This is a genomic window from Pseudomonas sp. BCRC 81390, assembly GCF_030341915.1.
Taxonomy (GTDB): domain Bacteria; phylum Pseudomonadota; class Gammaproteobacteria; order Pseudomonadales; family Pseudomonadaceae; genus Aquipseudomonas.
Genome location: NZ_JATAAG010000083.1, coordinates 52153 through 77687, shown reverse-complemented (window position 1 = coordinate 77687; position 25535 = coordinate 52153). Strand labels below are relative to the sequence as shown.

18 protein-coding genes and 2 pseudogenes are annotated in these 25535 nt (G+C 64.4%); 12 read left to right on the top strand and 8 right to left on the bottom strand.

Annotation, left to right across the window (positions count from 1 at the left end; genetic code table 11):
- Positions 1–90 precede the first annotated feature (90 nt).
- The 3 genes from QSV36_RS23525 to QSV36_RS23515 all read left to right on the top strand — a co-directional run bounded on the left by QSV36_RS23525 (position 91) and on the right by QSV36_RS23515 (position 3537).
- Positions 91–1710 carry an NADP-dependent glyceraldehyde-3-phosphate dehydrogenase gene (locus QSV36_RS23525; protein ID WP_289135012.1) on the top strand — a complete coding sequence of 540 codons (1620 nt, stop codon included), beginning with the start codon at positions 91–93 and terminating at the stop codon, positions 1708–1710.
- A 111-nt stretch (positions 1711–1821) separates the two neighbouring features.
- Positions 1822–2289: a VOC family protein gene (locus tag QSV36_RS23520; RefSeq protein ID WP_289135009.1), complete on the top strand. Its 468-nt coding sequence runs from the start codon at positions 1822–1824 to the stop codon at positions 2287–2289.
- 63 nt (positions 2290–2352) lie between these two features.
- Positions 2353–3537: a DUF8534 domain-containing protein gene (locus tag QSV36_RS23515; RefSeq protein ID WP_289135006.1), complete on the top strand. Its 1185-nt coding sequence runs from the start codon at positions 2353–2355 to the stop codon at positions 3535–3537.
- A gap of 180 nt (positions 3538–3717) precedes the next feature.
- Here the strand turns inward: QSV36_RS23515 and ilvA are convergent, their stop codons facing one another.
- Positions 3718–5280 carry a threonine ammonia-lyase, biosynthetic gene (ilvA, locus tag QSV36_RS23510; RefSeq protein WP_289135003.1) on the bottom strand — a complete coding sequence of 521 codons (1563 nt, stop codon included), beginning with the start codon at positions 5278–5280 and terminating at the stop codon, positions 3718–3720.
- Between the two features lie 185 nt (positions 5281–5465).
- A complete protein-coding gene (locus tag QSV36_RS23505) occupies positions 5466–5897 on the bottom strand; it encodes a PACE efflux transporter (RefSeq protein ID WP_225777614.1) in 432 nt (143 codons plus the stop codon).
- 193 nt (positions 5898–6090) lie between these two features.
- Here QSV36_RS23505 and nfrB point away from each other — a divergent pair, with 193 nt between their 5' ends.
- From nfrB to QSV36_RS23485, 4 genes are read left to right on the top strand one after another with little or no spacing between them, the layout of a single operon-like run.
- Positions 6091–8265, top strand: coding sequence for a cyclic di-3',5'-guanylate-activated glycosyltransferase NfrB (gene nfrB, locus QSV36_RS23500; protein WP_289135001.1), 2175 nt, complete (start codon positions 6091–6093; stop codon positions 8263–8265).
- The gene (locus QSV36_RS23495) at positions 8262–11267 is read left to right on the top strand and encodes a phage receptor (protein WP_289134998.1); all 3006 of its coding nucleotides are present in this window, start codon (positions 8262–8264) and stop codon (positions 11265–11267) included. Before nfrB ends, QSV36_RS23495 begins: the two co-directional genes overlap by 4 nt.
- Complete coding sequence (locus QSV36_RS23490; protein ID WP_289134995.1) at positions 11267–12106, top strand: DUF4434 family protein; 840 nt, start codon at positions 11267–11269, stop codon at positions 12104–12106. Before QSV36_RS23495 ends, QSV36_RS23490 begins: the two co-directional genes overlap by 1 nt.
- A 29-nt stretch (positions 12107–12135) precedes the next feature.
- Positions 12136–13227, top strand: coding sequence for a GGDEF domain-containing protein (locus QSV36_RS23485; protein WP_289134993.1), 1092 nt, complete (start codon positions 12136–12138; stop codon positions 13225–13227).
- A 16-nt stretch (positions 13228–13243) separates the two neighbouring features.
- On the opposite strand, the gene QSV36_RS23480 is transcribed toward QSV36_RS23485, so the two are convergent.
- Together QSV36_RS23480 and QSV36_RS23475 are read right to left on the bottom strand one after the other, a co-directional pair.
- On the bottom strand, positions 13244–14542 hold the full coding sequence (locus QSV36_RS23480) for an ATP-binding protein (protein ID WP_289134989.1): 1299 nt from the start codon (positions 14540–14542) through the stop codon (positions 13244–13246).
- 6 nt (positions 14543–14548) lie between these two features.
- Positions 14549–15250 carry a response regulator gene (locus QSV36_RS23475; protein WP_225777608.1) on the bottom strand — a complete coding sequence of 234 codons (702 nt, stop codon included), beginning with the start codon at positions 15248–15250 and terminating at the stop codon, positions 14549–14551.
- A gap of 209 nt (positions 15251–15459) precedes the next feature.
- On the opposite strand from QSV36_RS23475, the gene QSV36_RS23470 reads away from it, so the two are divergent.
- Positions 15460–16635, top strand: coding sequence for an efflux RND transporter periplasmic adaptor subunit (locus QSV36_RS23470; RefSeq protein WP_289134986.1), 1176 nt, complete (start codon positions 15460–15462; stop codon positions 16633–16635).
- 11 nt (positions 16636–16646) lie between these two features.
- Complete coding sequence (locus tag QSV36_RS23465) at positions 16647–19772, top strand: multidrug efflux RND transporter permease subunit (RefSeq protein ID WP_289134983.1); 3126 nt, start codon at positions 16647–16649, stop codon at positions 19770–19772.
- Between the two features lie 76 nt (positions 19773–19848).
- Here the strand turns inward: QSV36_RS23465 and QSV36_RS23460 are convergent, their stop codons facing one another.
- Complete coding sequence (locus QSV36_RS23460) at positions 19849–20190, bottom strand: HU family DNA-binding protein (RefSeq protein WP_502945766.1); 342 nt, start codon at positions 20188–20190, stop codon at positions 19849–19851.
- Between the two features lie 157 nt (positions 20191–20347).
- On the opposite strand from QSV36_RS23460, the gene mobA reads away from it, so the two are divergent.
- From mobA to QSV36_RS23445, 3 genes and pseudogenes are all read left to right on the top strand, one after another.
- Complete coding sequence (gene mobA / locus QSV36_RS23455) at positions 20348–20923, top strand: molybdenum cofactor guanylyltransferase MobA (RefSeq protein ID WP_289134977.1); 576 nt, start codon at positions 20348–20350, stop codon at positions 20921–20923.
- Between the two features lie 300 nt (positions 20924–21223).
- Positions 21224–21745, top strand: a complete 522-nt coding sequence (locus QSV36_RS23450) for a helix-turn-helix domain-containing protein (protein ID WP_289134975.1) — start codon at positions 21224–21226, stop codon at positions 21743–21745.
- Between the two features lie 77 nt (positions 21746–21822).
- Positions 21823–22047: pseudogene (locus tag QSV36_RS23445) on the top strand (transposase); the annotation flags it as partial.
- A 169-nt stretch (positions 22048–22216) separates the two neighbouring features.
- Here QSV36_RS23445 and QSV36_RS23440 read toward each other — a convergent pair.
- The 3 genes and pseudogenes from QSV36_RS23440 to peaD form a co-directional block, all read right to left on the bottom strand.
- Positions 22217–22389, bottom strand: a pseudogene (locus tag QSV36_RS23440) (IS110 family transposase); the annotation flags it as partial.
- Positions 22390–22619: 230 nt separating this feature from the next.
- The gene (locus QSV36_RS23435; protein WP_289134972.1) at positions 22620–24293 is read right to left on the bottom strand and encodes a fatty acid CoA ligase family protein; all 1674 of its coding nucleotides are present in this window, start codon (positions 24291–24293) and stop codon (positions 22620–22622) included.
- Positions 24294–24410: 117 nt separating this feature from the next.
- Positions 24411–25532: a quinohemoprotein amine dehydrogenase subunit beta gene (gene peaD, locus QSV36_RS23430; RefSeq protein ID WP_289134970.1), complete on the bottom strand. Its 1122-nt coding sequence runs from the start codon at positions 25530–25532 to the stop codon at positions 24411–24413.
- Positions 25533–25535: the final 3 nt, after the last annotated feature.

The following is a 25535-nucleotide window of genomic DNA, read 5'->3' as shown; positions in this document are numbered from 1 at the left end:
ACTGGTGTTTTTCCGGCAGCCGGTGCATGCTCGCAGCTGAAGCGTTTCACCCGGCTCTAAACCCGCCCAGCAATGTGAGGTGCAGTACCCATGGACCGTCTGCTCGATTCACTTTTCCCCAATGCCGAAAACATCCCGGAAACCTGGCGCCTGGGGGCTCCCCTGGAACAACGCGAATACCTGGTGAACGGCGAGCTCAGGCGCTGGGACGGCCCCCTGGCCACGGTGCGCAGCCCTGTGTGGCTCAAGCAAGGCAGTGAAGAGCAGCAAGTGGTGCTGGGTAGCGCTCCGCTGCTCGATGCCGACACCGCGCTCACCGCCCTCGATGCCGCCGTGCAGGCCTATGACAAAGGCCGTGGCGCCTGGCCGACCCTGCGCGTGGCCGAGCGCATCCAGCATGTGGAAAGCTTCCTGGCGCGCATGCGTGAGCAGCGCCAGGCAGTGGTCAAGCTGCTGATGTGGGAGATCGGCAAGAACCTCAAGGACTCGGAAAAGGAGTTCGACCGTACCTGCGACTACATCGTCGACACCATCAATGCGCTCAAGGACCTCGACCGCCGCTCCAGTCGCTTCGAGCTGGAACAGGGCACACTCGGGCAGATCCGCCGCGCGCCGCTGGGCGTGGCCCTGTGCATGGGGCCTTACAACTACCCGCTCAACGAAACCTTCACCACCTTGATCCCGGCGCTGATCATGGGCAACACCGTGGTGTTCAAACCGGCCAAGTTCGGTGTGCTGCTGATCCGCCCGCTGCTCGAAGCGTTCCGCGACAGCTTCCCGCCAGGCGTGATCAACGTCATCTATGGCCGGGGCCGGGAGACGGTCAGCGCGCTGATGGCCAGCGGCAAGGTCGATGTGTTCGCCTTCATTGGCACGCACAAAGCTGCCAGCGACCTGAAGAAACTCCACCCACGCCCACACCGTCTGCGCGCTGCGCTGGGGCTGGATGCCAAGAACCCGGGCATCGTCCTGCCGCAGGTCGACCTGGACAACGCCGTCGAGGAAGCCGTCACTGGTGCGCTGTCGTTCAATGGCCAGCGCTGCACGGCGCTGAAGATCCTGTTCGTCCACGAGGACGTGGTCGAGGCGTTCCTCGACAAATTCCAGCGCAAGCTGGCCGCACTGAAGCCCGGCATGCCCTGGGAGCCTGGCGTAGCGTTGACGCCACTGCCAGAGCCCGGCAAGGTCGATTACCTCGACGGCCTGGTGGCCGATGCCAAGGCCAAGGGCGCACGGGTACTCAACGAAGGTGGCGGGCACAGCCGCGGCTCGTTCTTCTACCCGGCCGTGCTGTACCCGGTAAAGCCCGACATGCGCGTATACCACGAGGAGCAATTCGGCCCGCTGGTGCCGGTGGTGCCCTACCGCGACCTGCAGACGGTGGTCGACTATGTCCTCGACTCCGACTACGGCCAGCAACTGAGCCTGTTCGGCAACGACCCGGCAACCATCGGCAGCCTGGTCGACACCTTCGCCAACCAGGTCGGCCGTATCAACATCAACGCGCAATGCCAGCGCGGCCCTGACACCTACCCGTTCAACGGCCGCAAGAACAGCGCCGAAGGTACCCTGTCGGTGCATGACGCCCTGCGTGTGTTCTCGATCCGCACGCTGGTGGCAACGCGCTTCCAGGCAGCCAACAAGGAGCTTATCAGCGAGATCATCCGCAACCGGCAGTCGAGTTTCCTGACGACCGACTACATCTTCTGAGCAGCGCGCTTATAGACAAACGATCTACCAGGATGGTCGATTTTCCATCTGCACAAACGACTCTAAGCAACAGGGCGCCCGCCGGCGCCCAATTGCAAAGGAGAGTCGAACATGGCAGCCAGACCCATTCCTGAAGGCCAGCACAGCATCACCCCGTACCTGGCCATCAATGATGCCGCCAAGGCCATCGAGTTCTACAAGAAGGCCTTCGGTGCCGTCGAGATGTTCCGCCTCGACGCCCCGGGTGGCCGCGTTGGCCATGCCGAACTGAAGATCGGTGACTCGTCACTGATGCTTGGCGACCCCTGCGACATGGAAGGCGGCCTTACCGCCAGCCAGAAGCTCGGCGGCGCAGGCGTCGGCTTGCACCTGTATGTCGAGGACAGCGACAAGGTCTACGCCCAGGCCCTGGCAGCCGGCGCCACCCAGCTGAACGCAGTGACGGACCAGTTCTACGGCGACCGCAGCGGCACCCTCAAAGACCCGTTCGGTAATATCTGGTTCGTCTCCACCCACAAGGAGGACCTGACCCCTGACGAAATTCGCACCCGCGCCGCGAAGCTGTTCGGCGGCAACTGAGCGGCAGGTTGAAAGCGTCGCGACTTTGCCTGAAGCTTGGCGCTCGTAGCCTGGAGCCGCTTCATGCGAATCATCGACAAAACCGCCGCACAGGTGCGCAGCCTGACCCCCGCGGAAGAGGAGCTGCTGGTCGGCTTTGCCAGCGGCACCCTCGTCGGCCCGCGCCTGCTGCAAGCCAACCAGATGCTGATGAAAGTGCGCAGCGCCAACCAGTGGCTGGCCTGCGACTGCCGCAGCGATGCCTTGCCGGTGCTCAATGTCACCCTCAATGGCAACACTGGCACACTGTTTCTCAAAAACAACCCGGGTACAGCCGAGCACGCGCCCGGCTGCCCGTTCACCAAGGAGGAGCGGGAAGCTGCCGAGCGCGAAAGCCAGCCCACGCCGCCTGCGGCCTGGCTACCTCCGGATACGCCCTTGCGCCTGATCGGCGATTTCCGCAGTGGCAGCGCTCCAGGTGCCATCGGCGACAACCATGAGCGGCGCGAACAGCAGCGCCTGCTGGCGCTGTTACTGACCTGGATCGAAACCAGCGGCCTCAACCTGTATGCCACTCACCTGAAAAAGGACCTGACCGGGCAGTTTGCCGAATTGCGCAGCGTGGCCAGCCGCTACCCGCTGCTGGAGCGCGTGCCGGCCAGCAACTACCTGGAAACCCGCCTGGACATGAAGCACATGATGATGCTCAAGGCCCGCCTGCGCGAAGCCACGGTGTTCGGCAACCATCGCCGCCACGGCCTGCTACTGGACTGCGTGGACCAGGTCAAAGGGCGCAAGCTGTTCAATCACGGCAATGCAGACGGTTTTGATTTCCAGGGGCATCACCTGTACTGGGGCGGCAACCGCACCGCAGGGCCGTTGCTGGCCCTGGCGCTGTATTCGCCAACCAGCGCTGGCAGCCATTTCTACGAACTGATCCATGTGGCCAGCGTACCGGTACTTTCGCGCGCACACCTGTTCCCGGTCTATCGCGCTGAAGAGCGCGAACCGCTCAAGGCCCTGGTGTCACTGATCGACTGGATGGCCAGCAAGGGCGTGAAAGTGCAGATGCGCCGCCCGGTGGTCGGCGGCGAAGTGATGGATGAACTGGTACTGACCTCCGACCAGGACCGGGTGCTGTCGGTATCGCTGCTGGAGCAGCCGATCGGACCCGAGCCGGATACCGACAACTTCAAGCGCTACGCTGACTTCAAGAGCCCGGAAACCTTCCGCAAATACGTTGCGGGGTTCTTCATGCGAGAGCGTTGAACGACATTTTCCGTCCACCATGGAACCTTGTGCGGGCCTTGACGCGGTGGATGGCACCGGCTTTGCCGGAGATCGCGGCTGAAGCCGCTCCTACAGGTGCAGCGTCGAGTCAAAACCGTGGGTAGGAGCGGATTTATCCGCGAAACAGGCAACGCGGTGCAGGCCCCGGCCTTTACCTGGTCAGCCAAGAAACAGCTGGTACGCCGGGTTGTCGGTCTCGTCCCAATAGCGGTACCCCATCTCATCCAGTGCCAGCGGCAGGCCTGCCAGTTCCTCACTCGGCACTTCCAGCGCCGCGAATACCCGTGCCTCCGCCGCCCCATGGTTGCGGTAGTGGAACAGGCTGATGTTCCACTGCTTGCCCAATCGCTCCAGGAAGCCCAGCAAGGCCCCCGGGCGCTCCGGGAACTCGAAGCGCAGCACCCGCTCGTCAGCACCCGGTGCGGCGTGGCCACCCACGGTATGGCGCACATGCAGCTTGGCCAGTTCGTTGTCGGTCAGGTCCAGTACGCTGTAGCCCTGCTCGCGCAAGCTGGCCAGCAATCGTTCGCGCGGGTCGTGCAGCGGGTGGGTCTGTACCCCCACGAACAGGCGCGCCTCCTTGCCAGGATAGTAGCGGTAGTTGAACTCAGTGATCTGCCGCTTGCCCAGCGCCTGGCAGAAGGCCCGGAAGCTACCGGGCTGCTCGGGAATGGTCACCGCGATGATCGCCTCGCGCTGTTCACCCAGCTCGGCGCGCTCGGCCACATGGCGCAGGCGGTCAAAATTGACGTTGGCCCCGGAGTCTACCGCCACCAGGGTCTGCCCCTGCACGCCATGGCGCGCCACGTACTTCTTGATTCCGGCCACCGCCAGGGCTCCGGATGGTTCGGTGATGGAACGGGTGTCGTCGTAGATGTCCTTGATCGCCGCGCACAGCTCATCGCTGCTCACGGTCAGGACCTCATCGACGAAATGCCGGCACAGCTCGAAGCAATGGGCTCCCACCTGCGCCACCGCCACCCCGTCGGCGAAGCTGCCGACCTGCGGCAGGACCACCCGTTCGCCAGCGGCCATGGCGGCCTGCAGGCAGTTGGAATCTTCCGGCTCGACGCCAATCACCTGCACTTCCGGGCGCAGGTACTTCACATAGGCGGCAATGCCAGCGATCAGCCCGCCACCGCCAACCGGGACGAAGATCGCGTCCAGCGCACCCGGGTGCTGGCGGAGGATTTCCATGGCCACGGTGCCTTGCCCGGCAATCACATCCGGGTCATCGAACGGCGGCACGAAGGTGGCGCCCTCGTTGTCTGCCAGTTTCAGCGCATGGGCCAGGGCATGTGGGAAGCTCTCACCGTGCAGCACCACATGCCCGCCGCGCGAACGCACCCCTTCCACCTTCAGTGACGGTGTGGTGGTAGGCATGACGATGGTAGCCTTCAGGCCCAGGTGCGCGGCCGCCAGGGCTACACCCTGCGCATGGTTGCCCGCCGACGCGGTGATCACCCCGCGTTCGCGCTGTACTGGGCTCAGACGCGAAAGACGCGTGTAGGCACCGCGGATCTTGAACGAGAAGGTCGGTTGCAGGTCTTCACGCTTGAGCAGCACCTGGTTGCCAAGGCTCGCCGACAACGCAGGGGCGGCCTGCAAAGGCGTCTCGATGGCCAGGTCGTACACGGGCGCGGACAAGATACGGCGCACCTGCTCCGACAGCAGTTGCTGCACACTGGACGAGGTACGAGGGCTGACGTTGAGGCTGGTCATCGATGGCAACTCCTTGGCTTTTATTCACATTGCCCAGGAGTCAGAGAGAAGAAACCCGCCTCCAGGGCGGGTTCGGTGCACGTACGCGCTAGCCCGCCAAGCTGATAATGGCGGTAATAATAATGGCGTGGGCGTGCGGGAAAGTTCTCATGGGGTAGAAACTTAGCCGCTAGTGCGGCTTGAAGTCAACACTTGGCCTGCTGCGCCGAAAGCGGCACATCGAATACCTTGTCGAAGCCCCACTGGAAGACAAACGCATAGACGAAGAAAAACACGAACAACGCCAGGTTGGTCAGCAGCGCCGCCCACAGGCTGACATCCAGCCAGTAGGCCACCAGCGGCAGCAGAATCAGCACCAACCCGCCTTCGAAGCCCAGGGCGTGCAGCAGGCGCCGCAGGAAGGTGCGCTCACGCCGGCGCTGGCGCGCCTCCCAGCGCTCGAACACCCAGTTGTAGGCCATGTTCCAGCTCATCGCGATGGCCGACATCAGCACCGAGAGCACGGTCGACTGTGCCATGCCGGCGCCGAACGCCAGTTCCAGCGCGGGCGCCACGCAGGCGACGGCGATGGCTTCGTAGAGGATGGCCTGGACGATCTTGCGTGCCTTGCCTTGCATGTTCCTGCTCCCTGGGTAAACGACCTGTAAACTACAAGAAGTGGCTTGTAAGAAAAAGCCTGAAATTTGGACAACCCTGGATTCGGCTGCTTGTATCTATCCAGTACAAAGGCCGAATGTCGTACAACTTCGTCCAAGGACCCGAACGAGGATTAAAGACAATGGCTAACGCCTTTCTGCCGGTGGCCGGCACATGAGCCTGGCATTCATCGACTTTCTGACCTACGTGCTGTTCGGCCTGAAGATTCTCGCGATCGTTCTGGCCTCGCTGATGTTCCTGCTCGGCCTGGATGACCTGTTCATCGACCTGTGCTTCTGGGGCCGCAAGCTGATCCGGCGCTTTCGTATCTATGACAAATACGAAAAGGCTGATGAGAAGCGCCTGTTCGAAGTACCGGAAAAACCCTTGGCCATCATGGTCCCGGCCTGGAATGAAGTGGGCGTTGTAGGAGAAATGGCGCGCCTTGCCGCCTCGACCATCGACTACGAGAATTACCAGATCTTCGTCGGCACCTACCCCAATGACCCGCAAACCCAGGCCGATGTCGACGCGGTGTGCCTGCACTACCCCAACGTCCACAAGGTGGTCTGCGCGCGCCCCGGCCCCACCAGCAAGGCTGACTGCCTGAACAACATCATCGACGCCCTGCTGCGCTTCCAGCAGGATGCCGGCATCGAGTTCGCCGGTTTCATCCTGCACGACGCCGAAGACGTGATCTCGCCCATGGAACTGCGCCTGTTCAACTACCTGCTGCCGAACAAGGACATGATCCAGATCCCGGTGTACCCCTATGCACCGGAATGGAAAGGCTTCACCGCTGGCCACTATGTCGACGAGTTTGCCGAGAATCATGGCAAGGACGTGATCGTGCGCGAAGCCCTGACCGGCCAGGTACCGAGTGCCGGCGTGGGTACCTGTTTCAGCCGCCGCGCCATCGCCGCGCTGCTCGAGGATGGCGACGGCATCGCCTTCGACGTGCAGAGCCTCACCGAAGACTACGATATCGGCTTTCGCCTGAAGCAAAAGGGCATGAAGTGCATTTTCGCCCGCTACTCCATCACTGACCCGAGCCTGACCTTGAAGCAGGAGTGGCGCCCGGGCATGAGCCGCGAATTCTCGCAGGTGATCTGCGTCCGCGAGCACTTCCCGCGCGACTGGCAACATGCCATTCGGCAGAAGTCGCGGTGGATCGTCGGCATCGTGTTCCAGGGCACCAGCAACCTTGGCTGGAGCCGCAAGGGCGCCCTCAACTACTTCCTCTGGCGTGACCGCCGCGGGCTGTTCGCCTACCTGCTGAGCTTCCTGGTCAACCTGTTGCTGCTGGTGCTGCTGGCCATGTGGCTGGTCACGGTGATCGCGCCAGAGTCATGGCGCTTCATGTCCATCCTCGATGACAGCCCGCTGTTGGCCGCCTTGCTGTGGCTGAACGGACTGCTGCTGGTCAACCGCCTGTTCCAGCGCGCCTGGTTCGTCACCCGTTTCTATGGTATCGGCGAGGGTCTGCTGTCGGCGCCGCGGATGATGTGGAGCAACTTCGTCAACTTCTTCGCCAACTTGCGCGCCTTGCGCCAGGTGATGGAAATGGGCGACTCGCGGCGCGTGGCCTGGGACAAGACCACCCACGAATTTCCTGCCATTGCCGCGCCGGCCCGCACCCCGCTGGGCCAACGCCTGGTAGCCAAGGGCCTGATCAGCGATGAACAGCTGCAACAGGCGATCACCAGCCCGGTACGCCGGCGACTGGGCCGCGAGCTGCTGCTGCGCGGCTGGCTGGACAGCGAACAGCTGGTAGCGACATTGGCCGAACAACTCGACCTGCCCTGGGCACCGCTCAACCCGTTCAAGCTTGACCCGCAACTGATCGCCAAACTGCCACGCAAGCTGGCGACCCACTATGGCGTGCTACCGGTGGACGAAGACGGCAACACGCTGATCCTGGCCAGCGAAAGCCCGGTCAGCCAGGTGTCGCTGGGGGTCATAAGCCGCCAACTGAAACGCCCGGTCAGCGCCCGCCTGGCGCCACAGGGCCGGGTCACCCTGGGCCTGCGCTATCACTACCCGAGCCCCTGGCAGAAGCCGGAAACCCGCGAGATGCTGGCCGTACTGGAGCGCAACCAGGACGACGAAGCGCTGCTGGAGCGGGTCAGCCAGCACCAGGTGATGCTGGGTGCCCTGCTGCAGGTGCGCGGCATGGTACCGGTCACCCTGTTCAACCAGGCGCTGATCGATTTCAACCCCGAACAGCAAAGCCTCGGCGAATACCTGATCACCCGCGGCATCATCACCGAGCAGGTGCTGCAACAGGCCCTGAGCGAACAGGCCAGCGAACAGCAGGCCGCCTTTGACCTGACCCGGGAGGTGGCATGAAGCCGCGCTTTACCCTCACTTTCACTGGCCTGTTGCTGTGCTCCGCCGCCCTGCCCACCGCTGCCTCAACGCCGATGACCGACTTCCAGCGGTTCACCAGCTACCCATTCATGGAACGCAGCTACCGCGAGGCGAAGAAGGACAACTGGGCCGAGGTCGAGCGCCTGACCCGTCATGTGCTCGCTCGGGTACCGAACAATGACGAAGCCCGCTCGCTGTTGGTGGAGGCCCTGGCCCATCAACGCCGCTACCGGGAGGCCGAAGCGCTGGCCGAACAGCTGGGCGACAGCCCGGCGCATGCCGACGCCTTGCTCGAACTGCGCCTGACCTGGATCGAGCAGGACCCACCCCCGGCCAGCGAGGTGGAGCGCTGGCTGGCCAGCAGCGCGGGTGCCCAGCGTGTCCGTCTGTGGCAGGCCTATGGCTTGAGCCTGGCCAAGTCCGGCGGGGCCGCCCGGGCGCTGGATTGGCTCAATCATCTGCCGCCGCAGGACGATGGCCAGGTCCTGCGCCTGGCCAGGGCCAACTTCGCCGAACAGCTGCGTGACTGGAAGGAAACCATCGAACAGCTGCAGCCACTGGCCGCCCAGCGCCAGCTGCCTGCCCAGGACTGGCAGCGCCTGGCCAATGCCTATGTCCAGCAGCTGGACGAAAACGGCTTGAACGCCTTGCTGCCCAGCGCCCCATCCGCCGAAGCCGCCAACCAGGCCCGCCTGGCCATGGCCAACCGAGCCATCGCCGTCGGCCAGAACCAGCAGGCCCAGCGTTGGCTGCAAGCGCTGCCGGCCGAGCAGCTGGACCAGCCGCTGCAGCGCCAGCAGCTGTGGGAACTGGCTCGCCAAGGCCAGGACGCCGCGTTGGTGCAACGCCTGAGCAACGAACTGCAACGCCCCTGCCTGGAAACCGTCGACTGGCTGTCGCGCCGTGACCCGGCGCTGGCGCGCGAGCAGTTCAAGGGCTGCAATGCCAGCACCGATCCAAGGGCCTACGCCGTGCTCAGGCAACGTCTGTACGGCGACCCACCCCAGCCACCGCAACCACGCACAGCCGCCGAATGGGAGATGCGCTACCGGCAAAGCGGCGACCTGGCCGCACTGGAACAAGCCACCTTCCTGCTCACGCAGCAAGGCCAAACCGATCATGCCCGCCAATTGCTGGAGCAGGCCTACGACCGCCGCCAGGGCCGTCTCGCCCCGTCGCTGCTGCAGCGCCTGGGCAACCTGTATGCACGCAACGATGGCCCGTTGCAGCCCCAGCGCATGCTTGGCCTGGTTCCCCAGGTCGATGCCAGTACCCGCGCCCAGTTGCTCGGCCGCCTGGCCGAGGCCGGCCACTGCGACACCGTGCGCCAGGCCATACCGGCCACCCCCAGCGAGCCCGGCCAGTACCGCGCACTGGGCCGCTGCGCCATGCCCGACCAGCCCGGAGAAGCGGTCGTCTACTACCAGGCCGCCGAGCGCCTGGGTGACCGCGGCAGTCGCCTGCCACTGGCCTATGCCCTCGAGGCCGCAGGCGATTCCGGGGCTGCCCTGACCATCTGGCGCAGCTTGCCAGACAGTGCCTGGACCGAAAACGCCCGCCTCACCGCTGCCCGTGGCGCGCTGAACGCCGGCGACCCGCAGGCGGCACGGCGCTATTGGGACGCCGCCAGGCACCACAGCGCCGACGATTGGGCGCTGGGTGCCGCCATCGCCCAACAGCAAGGCGATTATCAAGCCGCGCTGGGCTTGCAGCGCCAGGCCCTGACGCATGACCCGCGCGCCGAGCATTACTACGCTGCCGCCAGCACCGCCCAACTGGCCGGCGACAGCGCGCAAACCACTGCCTGGCTGGCCGAAGCCGTGCGCCTGGCCCCGGAGCAGCCGCGCTATCGCGCCGACTACGGCATGCGCCTGGCCGGCTCGGCCGACAAAGCCCAGCGCCGCCAGTCAATCCCGTTGCTGGAACGCGCCACCCGCGATTTCCCCGAGGACTACCGCCTGGGCGAGACGCTGGCCCTGCGCTACGACGAAGTCGAAGACAGCGCCGCCGCACGTCGCCAGCTGCGCCGGGTGCTGGATGTGGAGCAGGACCTGGTCGACGGCGGCGATGAATATGGCAGCCTGGAAGCGCGCAAGTATCGCCAGCGCCGGGCCCATGAAAGCCTGTCGCGGCGCGACACCATCACCCTCGCCAGCACCTGGTCGCCGGCGGGGACCTCGACCAACGACAAGTTCCTCGACGACGGTCAGCGCAGTGGCACTTCACGCCGGGCGCAATCACAGAACGTGCAGCTGGCCATGTGGGACCATGCCCTGGGCGCAGAACCCAGCCGCAACGGCAGCACCCTGTCGGTGTATGGCCGGGTGCTGTTCGGCGGGCAAAGCCGGACCGATTACGCACAAAGCATGGGCACCGGCGTCGGCCTGCGCTACAAGCCGCTCGGCCAGGCCAACCTCAACCTGTATGCCGAGCTGTACCACCAGCGGCAGATCGACGAAGCGCACGACAGCGGCCTGAGCCTGGGCCAGTTGCTGAGCCCGGCCAAGGTCGGCGGCAACTGGGGCGACCTGCGTCACCACGCCGAATCGAGCAATGACCTGTTATTGCGCGCTACCGCCTCGTTCCTCGACCAGGGCGCCTGGCGCAATGACTGGCGGGTCGATGAAGACCACTGGAACGAGCGTTTCCTCTACCTCGACGCCGCCTGGTGGACACGTGCCGGTGACCATGCCTGGCTGTCGCGCTACCAGCAGGGCCACGCCTGGAAGCTGCCGGGCAGTTCACCGCAAACCCTCATGCCGTACGGCTTCGTCGAGTTCTCCAGCCAGGACCCGAGCAATGACTGGCGCCAGGACGCGCGGGCCGGGGTCGGCCTGCGCTGGCAATGGTGGTTCGACGACGACCGCTACAACGCCTATCGCGGTTCGCTGAAAGTGCGTGCCGAATACCAGCAGTCGCTGGGTGGCAATCTATACCAGCGCGCCAACGGCGTGCTGGTCGGTGCGGAGATGACGTTCTGATGCGTACGTTCCTGGCCCTCTGCCTGCTCGCCCTGTGCCTGCCGGCCAGCGCCGACCAGCGCCTGTTCTACCAGCCCCTCAACCGCGACGCCGGCGTCCCCCCCAGCCAATGGCAGCAGCTATGGCGGGCCACCGTGGCCCAGGGCGGCAAGACCCTGATCGTGCAATGGAGCGCCTATGGCGACAGCGATTTCGGCGGTGCCCACGGCTGGCTGGCCAACAGCCTGCGCAGCGCCCAGGCCGAAGGCTTGCAGCTGGTGCTCGGGCTGTACCTGGACCCGGCCTATTACCAGCGCCTCGACGAGCTGGATGGCGACGGCCTGAACAGCTACTGGAAGGCGCAGCTGGGGCGCTCGCTCAACCAGTACCGGCAACTGCGCCAGAGCTGGCAATTGCCGGTGGCGGGCTGGTACCTGCCGATGGAGCTGGACGACCTGCATTTCCGTGACGCTGAGCGGCGCGATGCGCTATATGGCCAGTTGCAGGCGTTCAACCGCCAGCTCGACAAGCCGCTGCACATCAGTGCGTTCAGTGCGGGCAAACTGTCGCCCCGGGTCAATGGCGCATGGCTGGATCAACTGGCCGGCCTGGGCTTGACCGTGTGGTGGCAGGACGGCACCGGCACCGGGCGTTTGCCCGCACTGGTGCGCCAGGGCTATGAGCAGGCCTTGCCGTGCCGGGTAGGCGTGGTGCGCGAGGCGTTCCGCCAGGTGAGCGCACCAGGGCAGGCGTTCCGCGCCGAGCCCGCCGAACCGCAGTTAGGCGGCGGCTGCCATGCCGAGGCGGTGTTCGACCTGCGTTACCGACCCTGGGCCCGGGGTGTTCTGCCCGAAAACTGAGTCGCCAGGGCCGGCCTGGGGAGCCACGAATGTTCAAGACCATCGAAGCGCATGTACGCAAACAGGTCGCTCCGGCCGCCCTGCGCGCCGAGTTCCGCCAGCACGAATTCGAGACCATGCGCCCGTTCTGCATGCTGGTGTTCTGCGTCAGCATCCTGATCTGGCTGGTCTTCGACCTGATCGTCAGCTTCCTCGGCGGCCAGGGCTTCACCTGGCTTTCCGGGCTGTTCATCGCCCTGCTCGGCTGCCTCACCCTGGTGCTGCGGTTCACCCGCCGCAGCCAACACTTCGATGTGCTCAACCTGTTGTTCATCAGCGTGATCACCCTGGGCATGCGCCTGGTGATCGAAGGCATCCCGGTGGCCCAGCGCCCGGTGTGGCTGGTACTCGGCGTGTCCACCGTGCTGTATGCCGTGTCGGTGCTACCGGTCCGGCGCTGGTCGTTCTTCTGCGCCATGCTCATCACCTGGGTGGTGCTCAACCCGTTCTATCACACCCGTATCGACGCGGATGAGCTCGAAGGCGCCATGCTGCTCAGCTATGCGGTGTTCCTCAGCGGCCTGGTGATCTACAGCTACCTGCAGATGCGCAAGGCCAAGCTGCACAACTTCTATCTGTCCAAGGTGCTGCTGGAACAGGCCTATGTCGACGCCCTGACCGAAATCCCCAACCGCCGCTCGTTCATGACCCAGGCCGACCGCCAACTGCGCATGGCCACGTCCGAGCGCTACCTGGCGATGATCGACATCGACAACTTCAAGCGGGTGAATGACCGCTTCGGCCACGATGTCGGCGATGAGGTGCTCAAGCGCGTGGCCACGCATATCAAGGCGAGCATGAGCGGTTTCGAGTATGCGCGGCTGGGCGGTGAGGAGTTCGCGATCGTGTTCCACGGGCTGGACCAGCAAGCGGCCGAGCAACGGGTGGCAGCGTTGTGCCAACGGGTACGCGAGGACGTTGGCGAGCATCCGGTGACCGTCAGCATCGGCCTGGCCCGAGTGGACCGGGGCGACAGCCTGACCACGGCGCTGATGCGCGCCGACCAGGCACTGTACGCGGCCAAGCACAGTGGCAAGGACCGCTTTGTGCTGTGGTCGGCCCGGCTGGCAGGCAGCGAATAGCAGGCCAGGCGACGCCTCAACCGGCAGGCAGGCGAATCCGGAACTGCGCGCCGCCCAGCGCCGACTGGGCCACGGTCAAGGTCCCGCCCTGCCCCTCGATCGCCCGCCGGCTGATCGCCAGCCCCAGGCCAAACCCGCCAGTATTGCGGTCGCGGCTACGGTCCAGCCGATAGAACGGCTGGAAGATCCGCTCACGCTCTTCTACCGGAATGCCTATGCCGTCATCCTCCACCGTCACCAGACAGCTGCCATCTTCTTCGCGGCGTAGACGCAGCAACAGGCTTTCATCGCAATAACGCATGGCGTTGCGCACCAGGTTCTGCACCGCCCGTGCCGTCAGCCTGGGGTCGAGGACAAATCGTGGCAGATCACCTTCGGCCCGCACTTCCCACTTGATGCCGCGGCCATCGAGCTCCTCGGCAAAGCCGCCGAGCACGCTGTCGACCAGCTCCAGCAACGACACCTCGACCCGCTCGCGCGCCTGGTCGGCGTTGTACAGGCGGCTATAGGACAGCAATTCCAGCACCAGCTCATCCAGCTCGCGCACATGCCCCACCAACTCCAGCAGGCGTTTGCGGCTGGCCGGTGGGACTTCGTCGAACAGCAGCACCAGGCCGAAATCCAGCCGGGTCAGCGGCGTGCGCAACTCGTGCGACACCGCATTGAGCAGCTCGCGCTGCTGGTTGACGTGGCGTTCCAGGTCGCCAGCCATGGTGTCGAACACCCCGGCCAGCTCACCGATGTTGGAATGCGGCGAGATGTGCGTGCGCTCGGCCATCTGCCCTTGGCCCAGGCGCCGGGCGGTTTCTTTCAAACGCTCCAGGTCGCGCCAGTGCGGCCATACCCAGAGCAGCAGGCAGCCGAGCATGACCGCACCGATCAGTACGGTCACCCCCCACGACAGCACGTTGATGTCCAGCGGGTCGGGGGGCGAGTGCAGGCGCACCAGCCACTCCTTGTCCAGCGGTGCCAGCACCGTCTCGTAGTAGCCCCACTCGGCGATGCGCACCACATGCAGGCCATGCTCCAGGCGCGCCTGCTCGGCCTCGCTCAAGCCGGCCTGGTCCATGCGCAGCAGCTGCAACTGCAGCGGCGCGAAATCCCTGGCCAGCTCCTGTTCCACCGCCGGCCACTGCTCGTGCGGGGCCTGGCGGAACTGGCGCACGATCAGCGCCTGCACACCCTTGGCCTGGTCCAGGTTGTAGGCCATGAAGCGCTCCTGGAACAGCCCGACGATGGTGTCCGGGATGAACAGCAGCGCGCCGGCATAGGCGACGATGATGACCAGGTACAGGCGCACCAGGATCTTGAGCATGGCCGATCAGCACTCCCACTCGACGCGGCTGAACAGGTAGCCCTTGCCCCATACAGTCTTGATCTTGCGTGCTTCGCCAGCGTTGTCGTCGAACTTGCGCCGCAGCTTGGAAATGGCCACGTCCACAGAACGGTCGGTGCCATTGAATTCGATGCCGCGCAACTGCTGCAGGATTCGGTCGCGGTTCATTACCTCGCCGGCGTTGCGCGCCAGTACCACCAGCAGGTTGTACTCCCCGCTGGACAGCTCGACCTCCTCGCCGCGCCAGCTCACCGTGCGTTCGGCCAGGTCGATGCGCAGGCCGCCGATCAGGATCAGCTCGTTGTCCAGGCGCGGTTCGTGGATGCTGCTGCGGCGCAGCAGGGTGCGTACGCGGGCCAGTAGCACGCGCGGCTCGCAGGGTTTGGTCACATAGTCGTCGGCCCCCATTTCCAGGCCCAGTACCTGGTCATGGCTGTCATCGCGGGCGGTCAGCATCAGGATCGGCAGGCTCTGCGATTCCTGGCGCAACAGGCGGCACAGCTGCAGCCCATCGATGCCCGGCAGCATCAGGTCGAGGATGACCAGGTCCGGCTTTTGCCGACGGTACTCGTCCAGCACGTGGTCGCCACGGGCGATCACCTGGACATGGAAGTCGTTGCGTTGCAGGTAGCTGGCGATCAACTCGGACAGGGCGCTGTCGTCTTCGACCAGGAAAATGTTCGGCATAGGCGGTTGGGCATCTAGGGGTGGTAGACCTTACCGGGCTGTTTGCGGATAAACTCGCGAACAGCCCGGTACAGATGTACGCAGAATATAGAACCCGACAGCACCACAGGATTGTTCTTCACACTTTTTCACACTCGTCCTACAGGTATTAACAGCCACCCAGGCAGCGCCTGCCTTAGCATATGGGCGGTCATCATCGGAAGATCCGTATGTCTACTACCCTCCCCCAATGCCTGCGCCCCGTGGCGCTTCTGGCGTTTCTGAGCCTGTCCCTGGCTGGCTGCGGCGACAGCGCCGAGCAAGATGAACAGGCCACCACCCCGCAAGTACGGGTGGAAACCCTGCAGCTGCAGCCACTGGCCATCAGCAGCGAACTCAGCGGTCGCATCCTGGCGCCGCGCACCGCCGAGGTCCGCGCCCGGGTTGCCGGTGTGGTGCTCAAGCGGGTGTACCGCGAAGGCAGCGACGTCAAGCAGGGCGATGTGCTGTTCCTGATCGACCCGGCACCGTTCAAGGCCGACCATGACAGCGCCCGGGCCGCCCTGGCCAAGGCCGAGGCCACGCTGTACCAGGCCCGTCTGCAAGAGCAGCGCTACCGCGAGCTGGTCGATGACAAGGCCGTCAGCCGCCAGGAATACGACAACGCCAAGGCCGCTTTCCTGCAGGCCGACGCCGCCGTCGCCGAAGCCCGGGCCGCCCTGGAGCGCGCGCGTCTGAACCTAGGCTACGCCACCGTGACCGCGCCGATTTCCGGCCGTATCGGTCGCGCCCTGGTCACGGAAGGTGCGCTGGTCGGGCAGAACGAGAGCACGCCGCTGGCGACCATCCAGCAGCTCGACCCGATCCACGCCGACGTCACCCAGTCGACCCGTGAGCTCAACGCCCTGCGCCGCGCCCTGCGGGCAGGCGAGTTGCAACAGGTTGGCGAGGGCCAGGCCCGCGCCACGCTGATCCAGGATGATGGCAGCGCCTATCCGTTGCCCGGCAAGCTGCTGTTCTCCGACATCAGCGTCGACCCCAGCACCAACCAGATCACCCTGCGCAGCGAGTTCCCCAACCCGGACCTCGACCTGCTGCCCGGCAGCTACGTGCGCGTGCGCCTGGAACAGGCCGTGCAGCCCCAAGGCCTGAGCGTGCCGCAGCGCGCCATCCTGCGCGACAGCGCCGGCGTGCCCAAGGTGCTGGTGGTCGACCCACAGGCGCGGATCAGCGAGCGCCAGGTGGTCCTGGGCAGCGTCCAAGGCGACCGCTGGATGGTCAGCGAAGGCCTGACGCCCGGCGAGCGGGTGGTGGTCGAGGGCCTGCAACACGTCAAGGCCGGTGACCAGGTGCAGGTCGACAACGCATCCGGGGCACCGCCCATCGCACAGCACACTGGCCAGTGAGGGCCTGATTCATGCCGCAATTCTTCATCGACCGCCCGGTATTTGCCTGGGTGGTCGCACTGTTCATCCTGCTCGCCGGTGCGCTGGCCATCCCGCAGCTGCCGGTGGCCCAGTACCCCAACGTGGCTCCGCCGCAGGTGGAGATCTACGCCGTGTACCCGGGCGCCTCGGCGGCGACCATGGACGAAAGCGTGGTCAGCCTGATCGAGCAGGAGCTCAACGGCGCCGACAACCTGCTGTACTTCGAGTCGCAAAGCAGCCTGGGCAGCGCCACCATCACCGCCACGTTCGCCCCGGGCACCAACCCGGACCTGGCCCAGGTCGACGTGCAGAACCGCTTGAAGGTGGTCGAGTCGCGTCTGCCACGCCCGGTCACCCAGCAGGGGCTGCAGGTGGAGAAGGTGTCCACCGGCTTCCTGCTGCTGGCCACGCTCACCTCCGAGGACAGCAAGCTCGACGAAACCGCCCTGTCGGATATTCTCGCGCGCAACGTGATGGATGAGATCCGCCGCCTCAAGGGCGTCGGCAAGGCCCAGCTGTACGGCTCGGAGCGCGCCATGCGCATCTGGATCGACCCGCGCAAGCTGATCGGCTTCAACCTCACGCCCAACGACGTGGCTGCGGCTGTCGCGGCGCAGAACATCCAGGTTGCGCCTGGCAGCATCGGCGACCTGCCCGGCCGCAGCACCCAGGAAATCACCGCCAACGTGGTGGTCAAGGGCCAGTTGAGCACCCCCGAGGAATTCGCTGCCATTGTCCTGCGCGCCAACCCGGACGGTTCCAGCGTTACCATCGGTGATGTCGCCCGGGTCGAGATCGGCGCCCAGGAGTACCAGTACGGCACCCGCCTGAACGGCAAGCCGGCCACCGCCTTCAGCGTGCAGCTGGCACCGGGTGCCAACGCCATGGAAACCGCCACGCTGGTGCGGACGAAGATGCAGGACCTGGCGCGCTACTTCCCTGAAGGCGTCAAGTGGGACATCCCCTACGACACCTCGCCGTTCGTCAAGGTGTCGATCCAGCAGGTGATCAGCACCCTGTTCGAGGCCATGCTGCTGGTGTTCGCAGTGATGTTCCTGTTCCTGCAGAACCTGCGCTACACGCTGATCCCGACCCTGGTGGTGCCGGTGGCGCTGATGGGCACCTTTGCCGTGATGCTGGCCATGGGCTTCTCGGTCAACGTGCTGACCCTGTTCGGCATGGTGCTGGCCATCGGCATCCTGGTCGACGATGCCATCGTGGTGGTGGAAAACGTCGAGCGGATCATGGCCGAGGAAGGCCTGCCGCCCAAGGCCGCCACGCGCAAGGCCATGGGCCAGATCAGTGGCGCGATCATCGGCATCACCCTGGTGCTGGTCGCGGTATTCCTGCCCATGGCCTTCATGCCCGGTTCGGTGGGCGTGATCTACCAGCAGTTCTCGCTGTCGATGGCGGTGTCGATCCTGTTCTCGGCGTTTCTTGCCCTCAGCCTCACACCAGCGCTGTGCGCCACCCTGCTCAAGCCAGTGGCCAAGGGTGAGCAGCATGAGCGCAACGGCTTCTTCGGCTGGTTCAACCGCCGCTTCGAGCGCGTGAGCAACGGCTACCAACGCTGGGTGATGCAGGCGCTCAAGCGCAGCGGCCGTTATCTGCTGGTGTACGCGGTGCTGCTGGCGGTGCTGGGCTATGGTTTCAGCCAGCTGCCGACGGCGTTCCTGCCCACCGAGGACCAGGGCTACACCATCACCGACATCCAGCTGCCACCCGGCGCCAGCCGCATGCGCACCGAACAGGTGGCGGCCCAGATCGAGGCGCACAACGCCGAGGAGCCGGGCGTAGGCAACACCACGCTGATTCTGGGCTTCAGCTTCTCGGGCAGCGGGCAGAACGCGGCACTGGCCTTCACCACGCTCAAGGACTGGTCCGAACGCGGTGCCGACGACAGCGCCCAGTCGATTGCCGACCGTGCCACCCTGGCCTTTACCCAGCTCAAGGATGCCGTGGCGTTCTCCGTGTTGCCGCCACCGATCGATGGCCTCGGCGAGTCGACCGGCTTCGAGTTCCGCCTGCAGGACCGCGGCGGCATGGGCCACGCCGCGCTGATGGCGGCCCGTGACGAGCTGCTGGCCAACGCCGGCAAGAGCAAGGTGCTGGCCAACGTACGCGAAGCCTCGCTGGCGGAAAGCCCACAGATCCAGCTGGAAATCGACCGCCGCCAGGCCAACGCCCTTGGCGTGTCGTTCGCCGACATCGGCACGGTGCTGGATGTGGCCGTTGGCTCCAGCTACGTCAACGACTTCCCCAACCAGGGCCGCATGCAGCGGGTGGTGGTGCAGGCCGAAGGCGACCAGCGCAGCCAGGTCGAAGACCTGCTGAAGATCCACGTGCGCAACGACAGCGGCAAGATGGTGCCGTTGGGTGCATTCGTCGAGGCCAGGTGGGTCAGTGGCCCGGTGCAACTGACCCGCTACAACGGCTATCCGGCAGTGTCGGTTTCCGGCGAACCGGCAGCCGGCTACAGCTCGGGCGAAGCCATGGCCGAGATCGAGCGCCTGGTAGCTCAGCTACCAGCCGGTTCCGGCCTGGAGTGGACCGGCCTGTCGCTGCAGGAGCGGCTGTCCGGCAGCCAGGCACCACTGTTGATGGCGCTGTCATTGCTGGTGGTGTTCCTGTGCCTGGCGGCGCTGTACGAAAGCTGGTCGATCCCGACCGCAGTGCTGCTGGTGGTACCGCTTGGCGTACTCGGCGCGGTGCTGGCCGTAACCCTGCGCGGCATGCCCAACGACGTGTTCTTCAAGGTTGGCCTGATCACCCTGATCGGCCTGTCGGCAAAGAACGCCATTCTCATCATCGAGTTCGCCAAGAGCCTGGTCGACCAGGGTGTCGATGCCGTCGACGCGGCCGTGCAGGCCGCCCGCCTGCGCCTGCGGCCGATCGTCATGACTTCGCTGGCGTTCATCCTCGGTGTGGTGCCGTTGGCCATTGCCAGCGGCGCCAGCTCGGCCAGCCAGCAGGCGATCGGCACCGGGGTGATCGGCGGCATGCTCAGCGCCACCCTGGCGGTGGTGTTCGTGCCGGTGTTCTTCGTGGTGGTGATGCGCCTGGCGGGCAGGGGCAAAGCCGAAACCGCGAGTGCGGCGCTGCCCAACGGCAATTGATGACCGCGAGCAAGGGGCTGCTGCGCAGCCCCGGACGGCTTGACTGATTGGCGTCAGGCACCGCCTCGCTTTGCGGTCATCGACGTGGTTTGGCCTTGTGGCCAACTTGCTCGTCGAGTTTCACGGCCTCTTTCAGCTTTTTGCCGGCAATGAACTTGGCATTGATCGCTGCGGCAATCTCCAGCGCGTTGCCCGTTCGCGGGTTTCTGCCGATCCGCGCTTTCCTTTCTGCAGTAGAAAAGGTGCCAAAACCCACCAGCGCCACATTCTCACGCGCGCCTAGCGATTTCTTGACTGCATCGATAAAGGCATCGACCACCTTTTGTGCCATTGCCTTGCTCAGGTCGGCGCGTTGCGCCACGTCAGCTACCAGTTCCGATTTGTTCAAGTGCCTTCTCCTTGTTATTGCCCCCAGCACCGTCGCAATGCCAAGGTTGCAGCCGTATTGAAGGAAGTACGCGCTATCGGCACAACTGGCAAAAATGCCAGGTCGGTTCAACTCGGGCTCAGGCTTGCTGGACAACGGTTGCGGGCCGTGGGAGGGTTGTCCTTTTCACCAACCTGGAACTGCAATCATGACCAGCCCCTTGCCCGCCAGCTCAGCCCTGATTCTCGCCGGGGGCCGCGGTCGGCGCATGGGCGGGCGGGACAAGGGCCTGATCAACTGGCAGGGCGAACCGCTGGTTGCCCATGTGCATCGAGTGCTGCGCCCGTTGACCGACAACCTGGTGATTTCCTGCAATCGCAACCAGGATGCCTACCGGGCATATGCCGACCAGTTGGTGGGCGATGTCGAGGCTGGTTTCCCCGGGCCATTGGCGGGGGTGATTGCCGGGCTCAAGGTGGCGCGACACGAATGGGTGATCCTGCTGGCCTGCGATGCACCGCTAGTTGACCAGGGGTTGGTCGAGGATCTGCTGCGACTGGCAGTGACCTGTGACAGTGCCGCCATGGTGCGCCAGGGTGGCTACTGGCAACCGATGTTCAGCGTGCTGCCACGTCGGCTGTTGCCGGTGCTGGAGCAGGCCTGGGCAGCGGGTGAGCGGAGTTTGCAGAAGGCCTTGCTGCGGGAGTCGGTGCAGGGGCTGGAATGTGCCGACGATGATCGCAGGTTGAGCAACTTCAACAGCCCGCAGTTTTGGCAAGACTGAGATCATCTACTGCCTGTGCTGACCTCTTCGCGGGTAAACCCGCTCCCACAGGTTCTCCACTGCCCTTGAGGCCTGTGCAGTATCTTTGGGAGCAACTGTCTTGCTCAAATGTTCAAAGCGGGCGTTATCCCTGTAGGAGCGGGCTTGCCCCGCGAACACGGGCGAAGCCTGTGCCATCCACCGCGTCGCCTGCTTCGCGGCACAAGGCCGCTCCCACAGGTACCGTGCTGGCTTCGAGTTGACACGACACCTGGACTGCCCCCAAGAAGTTGGACACCAATCCAACCCTTGGGGGGATCTATGGGTAAGTACACCGAGCAATTCAAGCTCACAGCGATCACAGCCTACCTGGATGGCAGCAACGGTTTCCGAAAGGTGGCTCAACACTTAGGTATCGATTTCAGCCTGCTTCGACGCTGGGTGGCCAGATATCAGGCCAATAATGGCATTGGTCCAGGCTCGCATGGGCGGCGCTATACCAGTGATTTCAAACAGCAGGTGCTCAGTTATATGCGCGAGCATCGGCTTTCGCTGCGCCAGACCGCTGCCCACTTTGGTCTTGGGCAGTCCTCTCAGATAGGCATTTGGCAGCGGCAGTACTACAGTGGCAGTCCTGCACCCTCAACTGCCATCAAGCCAAGAAAGCCAATCGACGTGTCGAAGAAGATCAAGCCTGTCAAACCCACCGATACCAATGATGATCAGAAGTCTCGAGATCAGCTGATGGCTGAGCTTGAGTACCTGCGCATGGAGAATGCTGTCCTAAAGGAGCTCAAGGCTCTGCGCGAGGAAAAGGAACGAATACGCGGGAAAAAGTCCTGATCGTTTCCAAACTCAAGCGCAGGTTTCCTTTGCCTGACCTCCTTCAGTTGGTCGAGCTGGCGCGCAGCACCTTCTGGATAAAGCAGAGCATGTCTCGAAAAGGCAATTGCCTGGACAACGCGGCCATGGAAAGCTTCTTCGGCACGCTCAAATCTGAGTTTTTCTACCTGAAGCGTTTCGAGAGCATTGATGAGCTGAGAGCGGGTCTGGATGAGTACATTCACTACTACAACCATGATCGCATCAAGCTGAGGCTCAATGGCCTGAGCCCTGTGGAATACCGGGCTCAGGCTGCAGCTTAAAACTGTCCAACTTTTGGGGGGCAGTCCACACCTGTGGGAGCAATTGTCTTGCTCAAATGTTCAAAGCTGGCGTTATTCCTGTAGGAGCGGGCTTGCCCCGCGAACACGGGCGAAGCCTGTGCCATCCACCGCGTCGCCTGCTTCGCGGGTAAACCCGCTCCCACACTGATCACGCAGAACTCTGCATCTGCGTTGGCTCCTCGGGTCCTGGCAGGCCATCCCGCCACGGCGTGCGCGTTCTGAGCATCGCGTTGAGCCGTACGATGAAGATTCTCATGCAGGTCACCAGCGCGACCTTGGCTAACTTCCTCGTCCACGCAGAACCTTATACCGGCCTTCGAGTGTTGGACACTGTGAGAGCGCTTTGGCTTGGCCCACGCTTGTGGCGAGATTCGCCCCTCATCCAACTGTTCGGGCGCTCGCCAAAGTGGAACGGTGAATGGCAGCTTGTGCTCCCACTCGTGCTCAAGGCACCTGCGGCATTCAGCTTGCCATTCACCGCTCTCATTCCAGATTCCCCCCTCAAGACACAAGCGGCATTACCCGCGAAGAGGCCGACACAGGCAAACACATCACCCGGCAGACAATTCCTCGATACTGATCTCACGCATGCGGAACTTCTGCACCTTGCCGGTCACCGTCATCGGGAATGCTTCGACAAAGCGGAAGTACCGGGGCACCTTGAAGTGGGCGATCCGCGCCTTCGCCCAGTCGCGCAGCTCTTCCTCGCTGGCCACCTGCCCTGGGTGCAGCCGCACCCAGGCGACGATCTCTTCGCCGTACTTGCTGCAGGGCACGCCGATCACCTGCACATCGGCCACCGCCGGGTGGGTGAAGAAGAACTCCTCCAGCTCCCGCGGGTAGATGTTCTCCCCTCCGCGAATGATCATGTCCTTGCTGCGCCCGACGATGCGCACGTAGCCCTGCTCGTCCATCACCGCCAGGTCGCCGGTATGCATCCAGCCGTCCTGGTCAATGCTTTCGGCGGTGGCCTCGGGGTTGTTCCAATAACCCAGCATCACACTGTAACCACGCGTACACAGCTCACCGATCTCACCGCGCGGCACGGTGTTGCCGGCGCCATCGACCACTTTGTTCTCCAGCCGCGGCTGGGTGCGCCCGACGCTGGTCACGCGACGTTCCAGGTCGTCGCTGGCGCCGGTCTGCAGCGATACCGGGCTGGTCTCGGTCATGCCGTAGGCGATCTGCACCTCGGCCATGTGCATCTCGCCGATCACCCGGCGCATCACCTCGATCGGACAGGTGGCACCCGCCATGATCCCGGTGCGCAGGCTGGACAGGTCGAATTCGCCGCGCTGCGGGTGGTCCAGTTCGGCGATGAACATGGTCGGCACGCCATACAGCGCGGTGGCCCGTTCTTCCGCCACCGCGCGTAGCGTGGCCAGCGGGTCGAACGCGTCACTGGGGTAGATCAGGGTACTGCCGTGGGTCATGCAGCCGAGGTTGGCCATGACCATGCCGAAGCAGTGGTACAACGGTACCGGTACCACCAGCCGGTCATGCTCGGTCAGGCCCAGGCTTTCGCCAACCATGTAGCCGTTGTTGAGGATATTGCTGTGGCTGAGCGTGGCACCTTTGGGGAAACCGGTGGTGCCCGAGGTGTACTGAATGTTGATCGGGTCATCGCAGTGCAGTTGTGCCTGGCGCCTGGCCAGGGCCTCGCGGCTGACGACCGCGGCACGGGCTTGCAGCTCATGCCAGGCGAGAAAGCCCGACGGTGGCGCAGCGGCCAGGCTGATCACCCCGCGCAGTTGCGGGAAGCGCTCGCAGGCCAGTGCCCCCGGCTGACTGCAGGCCAGGCCCGGCACCAGGCCCTGCAGCATGGCGTGGTAGTCGGAAGTCTTGAACGCGTCGGCGCAAATCACCCAGCGGCAACCGGACTGGCCGAGGGCATAGTCCAGTTCGCTGGAACGGTAGGCCGGGTTGATATTGACCAGTATCGCGCCGACCTTGGCACTGGCGAACTGGGTGATGCACCACTCGGCGCAGTTGGGTGCCCAGATACCCAGACGGTCGCCGGGCTGCACGTCCAGGGCCATCAGTGCCCGGGCATGCTGGTCGACGGCATCGGCCAGTTGCTGCCAGGTGTAGCGCAGGGCCTGGTGGCGGACCACCAGGGCCTCACGTTCGGGAAAGCGGGCAACGGTGCTGTCGAAGGCGTCGCCGATACATTGGCTGAGCAAGGGCTTTTCCGGGTCGCCCTGGGAGTAGCTTGGCTGGGGCATGGGTATTCTCTTGTTGTTCTGGTGTTGGTTGTACCGGCCCTATCGCGGATAAATCCGCGCCTACAGCCACCGCTAGCCTGTAGCCGCGGATTTACCCGCGGTGAAGCCAACACCTGCTTAGCGGATGAACACCTGCGGCGTAGTGGTCGACATGTCGCCACCGGGCAGCCTGATGTTCTTCACCTTCTCCAGCGTATCGGGGTTGAACACCGCCAGGTCATTGAAGGTACCGCCCAGGTACAGCTTGTCGCCCTTCTTGTCGAAGGTCACGCAGTAGTAGGTGTGCTCCAGATTAGCCGCCTTGATCAGCTTGCGCTGCTTGATGTCGTACTTGGCCAGGCGGTTGAGCACACCGTAGATCTGGTTCGGGTCTTTCGGCGAACGCAGCCCGGTGAAGTACAGCTCGGTGAGGTCGGCGAACTCCTGGGTGTGGGTCTTGCCGGTCTTCAGGTCGACGCTCAGGTAGCCATACAGCAGGTCGGCAGTGGCGGGGTCCTGCTTGTCGTCCTTGAACCGGGCAATGGTGTACAGCATCGAGAACTCGTGGAGCGGGCTCTGGTGCGGCCAGAAGTACAGCACGTCCGGGGCGCTGTAGCCCTTGCGCTGCCAGTTGCGCAGCGGTAGCGCCACCGTGTACTTGCCAGTGCGCACGTCCATCTTGTAGATGTCCGGCCCGGCAACGTACAGGCTGCCGTCGTCCGCGGCGCGCATCAGGTACACCTGGCGCGGCATCGGGAAGGTGCGTACGGGCTTCGCCTGCAGGCCATCGGCAGTACTGAACACCTCAAGCCGCGGTGGCTTGACCACGTAGTGGTCGTTCAGGCGCTGGGTCGGGTTGACCGTGGCGTACACTTCCTTGCCATCGGGGCTGATGGCAAACGAGTACATCGACTTGCCCACCTCGCCCGCCACGCTGGACAGGTTGGCATGGAAGGTATTCTTGCAGGTGTCCAGGTCGATGCCGTAGATGTCGCCGTAGTGGTTGTTGAGCACATAGGCGGTGCGGTTGTCCGGCGCCATCATTGCGGTGCCGGGGCCGAACTTGTCGGGCATGACGCAGCTCTTGAACACGCTGTCACTGGCCACATCGACCACATGCAGGTTGTTCGGGTAGTTGGTCACGATCATGTATTCGTGGCCAGCCTTCAGCGCCGGCCCGGTGTCGGCGGCCTGTACCAGCCCGGCGCAGGCCGTGGCGGCGATGGTGAGCGCGAGTGACGCGCAGCGTCCAGCTTTCATGCG

Excerpts from the sequence above, each read along its gene's own strand:
- QSV36_RS23525 (WP_289135012.1), top strand. The coding sequence starts at position 91 with ATGGACCGTCTGCTCGATTCACTTTTCCCCAATGCCGAAAACATCCCG.
- QSV36_RS23520 (WP_289135009.1), top strand. The coding sequence starts at position 1,822 with ATGGCAGCCAGACCCATTCCTGAAGGCCAGCACAGCATCACCCCGTAC.
- QSV36_RS23515 (WP_289135006.1), top strand. The coding sequence starts at position 2,353 with ATGCGAATCATCGACAAAACCGCCGCACAGGTGCGCAGCCTGACCCCC.
- ilvA (WP_289135003.1), bottom strand. The coding sequence starts at position 5,280 with ATGACCAGCCTCAACGTCAGCCCTCGTACCTCGTCCAGTGTGCAGCAA.
- QSV36_RS23505 (WP_225777614.1), bottom strand. The coding sequence starts at position 5,897 with ATGCAAGGCAAGGCACGCAAGATCGTCCAGGCCATCCTCTACGAAGCC.
- nfrB (WP_289135001.1), top strand. The coding sequence starts at position 6,091 with ATGAGCCTGGCATTCATCGACTTTCTGACCTACGTGCTGTTCGGCCTG.
- QSV36_RS23495 (WP_289134998.1), top strand. The coding sequence starts at position 8,262 with ATGAAGCCGCGCTTTACCCTCACTTTCACTGGCCTGTTGCTGTGCTCC.
- QSV36_RS23490 (WP_289134995.1), top strand. The coding sequence starts at position 11,267 with ATGCGTACGTTCCTGGCCCTCTGCCTGCTCGCCCTGTGCCTGCCGGCC.
- QSV36_RS23485 (WP_289134993.1), top strand. The coding sequence starts at position 12,136 with ATGTTCAAGACCATCGAAGCGCATGTACGCAAACAGGTCGCTCCGGCC.
- QSV36_RS23480 (WP_289134989.1), bottom strand. The coding sequence starts at position 14,542 with ATGCTCAAGATCCTGGTGCGCCTGTACCTGGTCATCATCGTCGCCTAT.
- QSV36_RS23475 (WP_225777608.1), bottom strand. The coding sequence starts at position 15,250 with ATGCCGAACATTTTCCTGGTCGAAGACGACAGCGCCCTGTCCGAGTTG.
- QSV36_RS23470 (WP_289134986.1), top strand. The coding sequence starts at position 15,460 with ATGTCTACTACCCTCCCCCAATGCCTGCGCCCCGTGGCGCTTCTGGCG.
- QSV36_RS23465 (WP_289134983.1), top strand. The coding sequence starts at position 16,647 with ATGCCGCAATTCTTCATCGACCGCCCGGTATTTGCCTGGGTGGTCGCA.
- mobA (WP_289134977.1), top strand. The coding sequence starts at position 20,348 with ATGACCAGCCCCTTGCCCGCCAGCTCAGCCCTGATTCTCGCCGGGGGC.
- QSV36_RS23450 (WP_289134975.1), top strand. The coding sequence starts at position 21,224 with ATGGGTAAGTACACCGAGCAATTCAAGCTCACAGCGATCACAGCCTAC.
- QSV36_RS23435 (WP_289134972.1), bottom strand. The coding sequence starts at position 24,293 with ATGCCCCAGCCAAGCTACTCCCAGGGCGACCCGGAAAAGCCCTTGCTC.
- peaD (WP_289134970.1), bottom strand. The coding sequence starts at position 25,532 with ATGAAAGCTGGACGCTGCGCGTCACTCGCGCTCACCATCGCCGCCACG.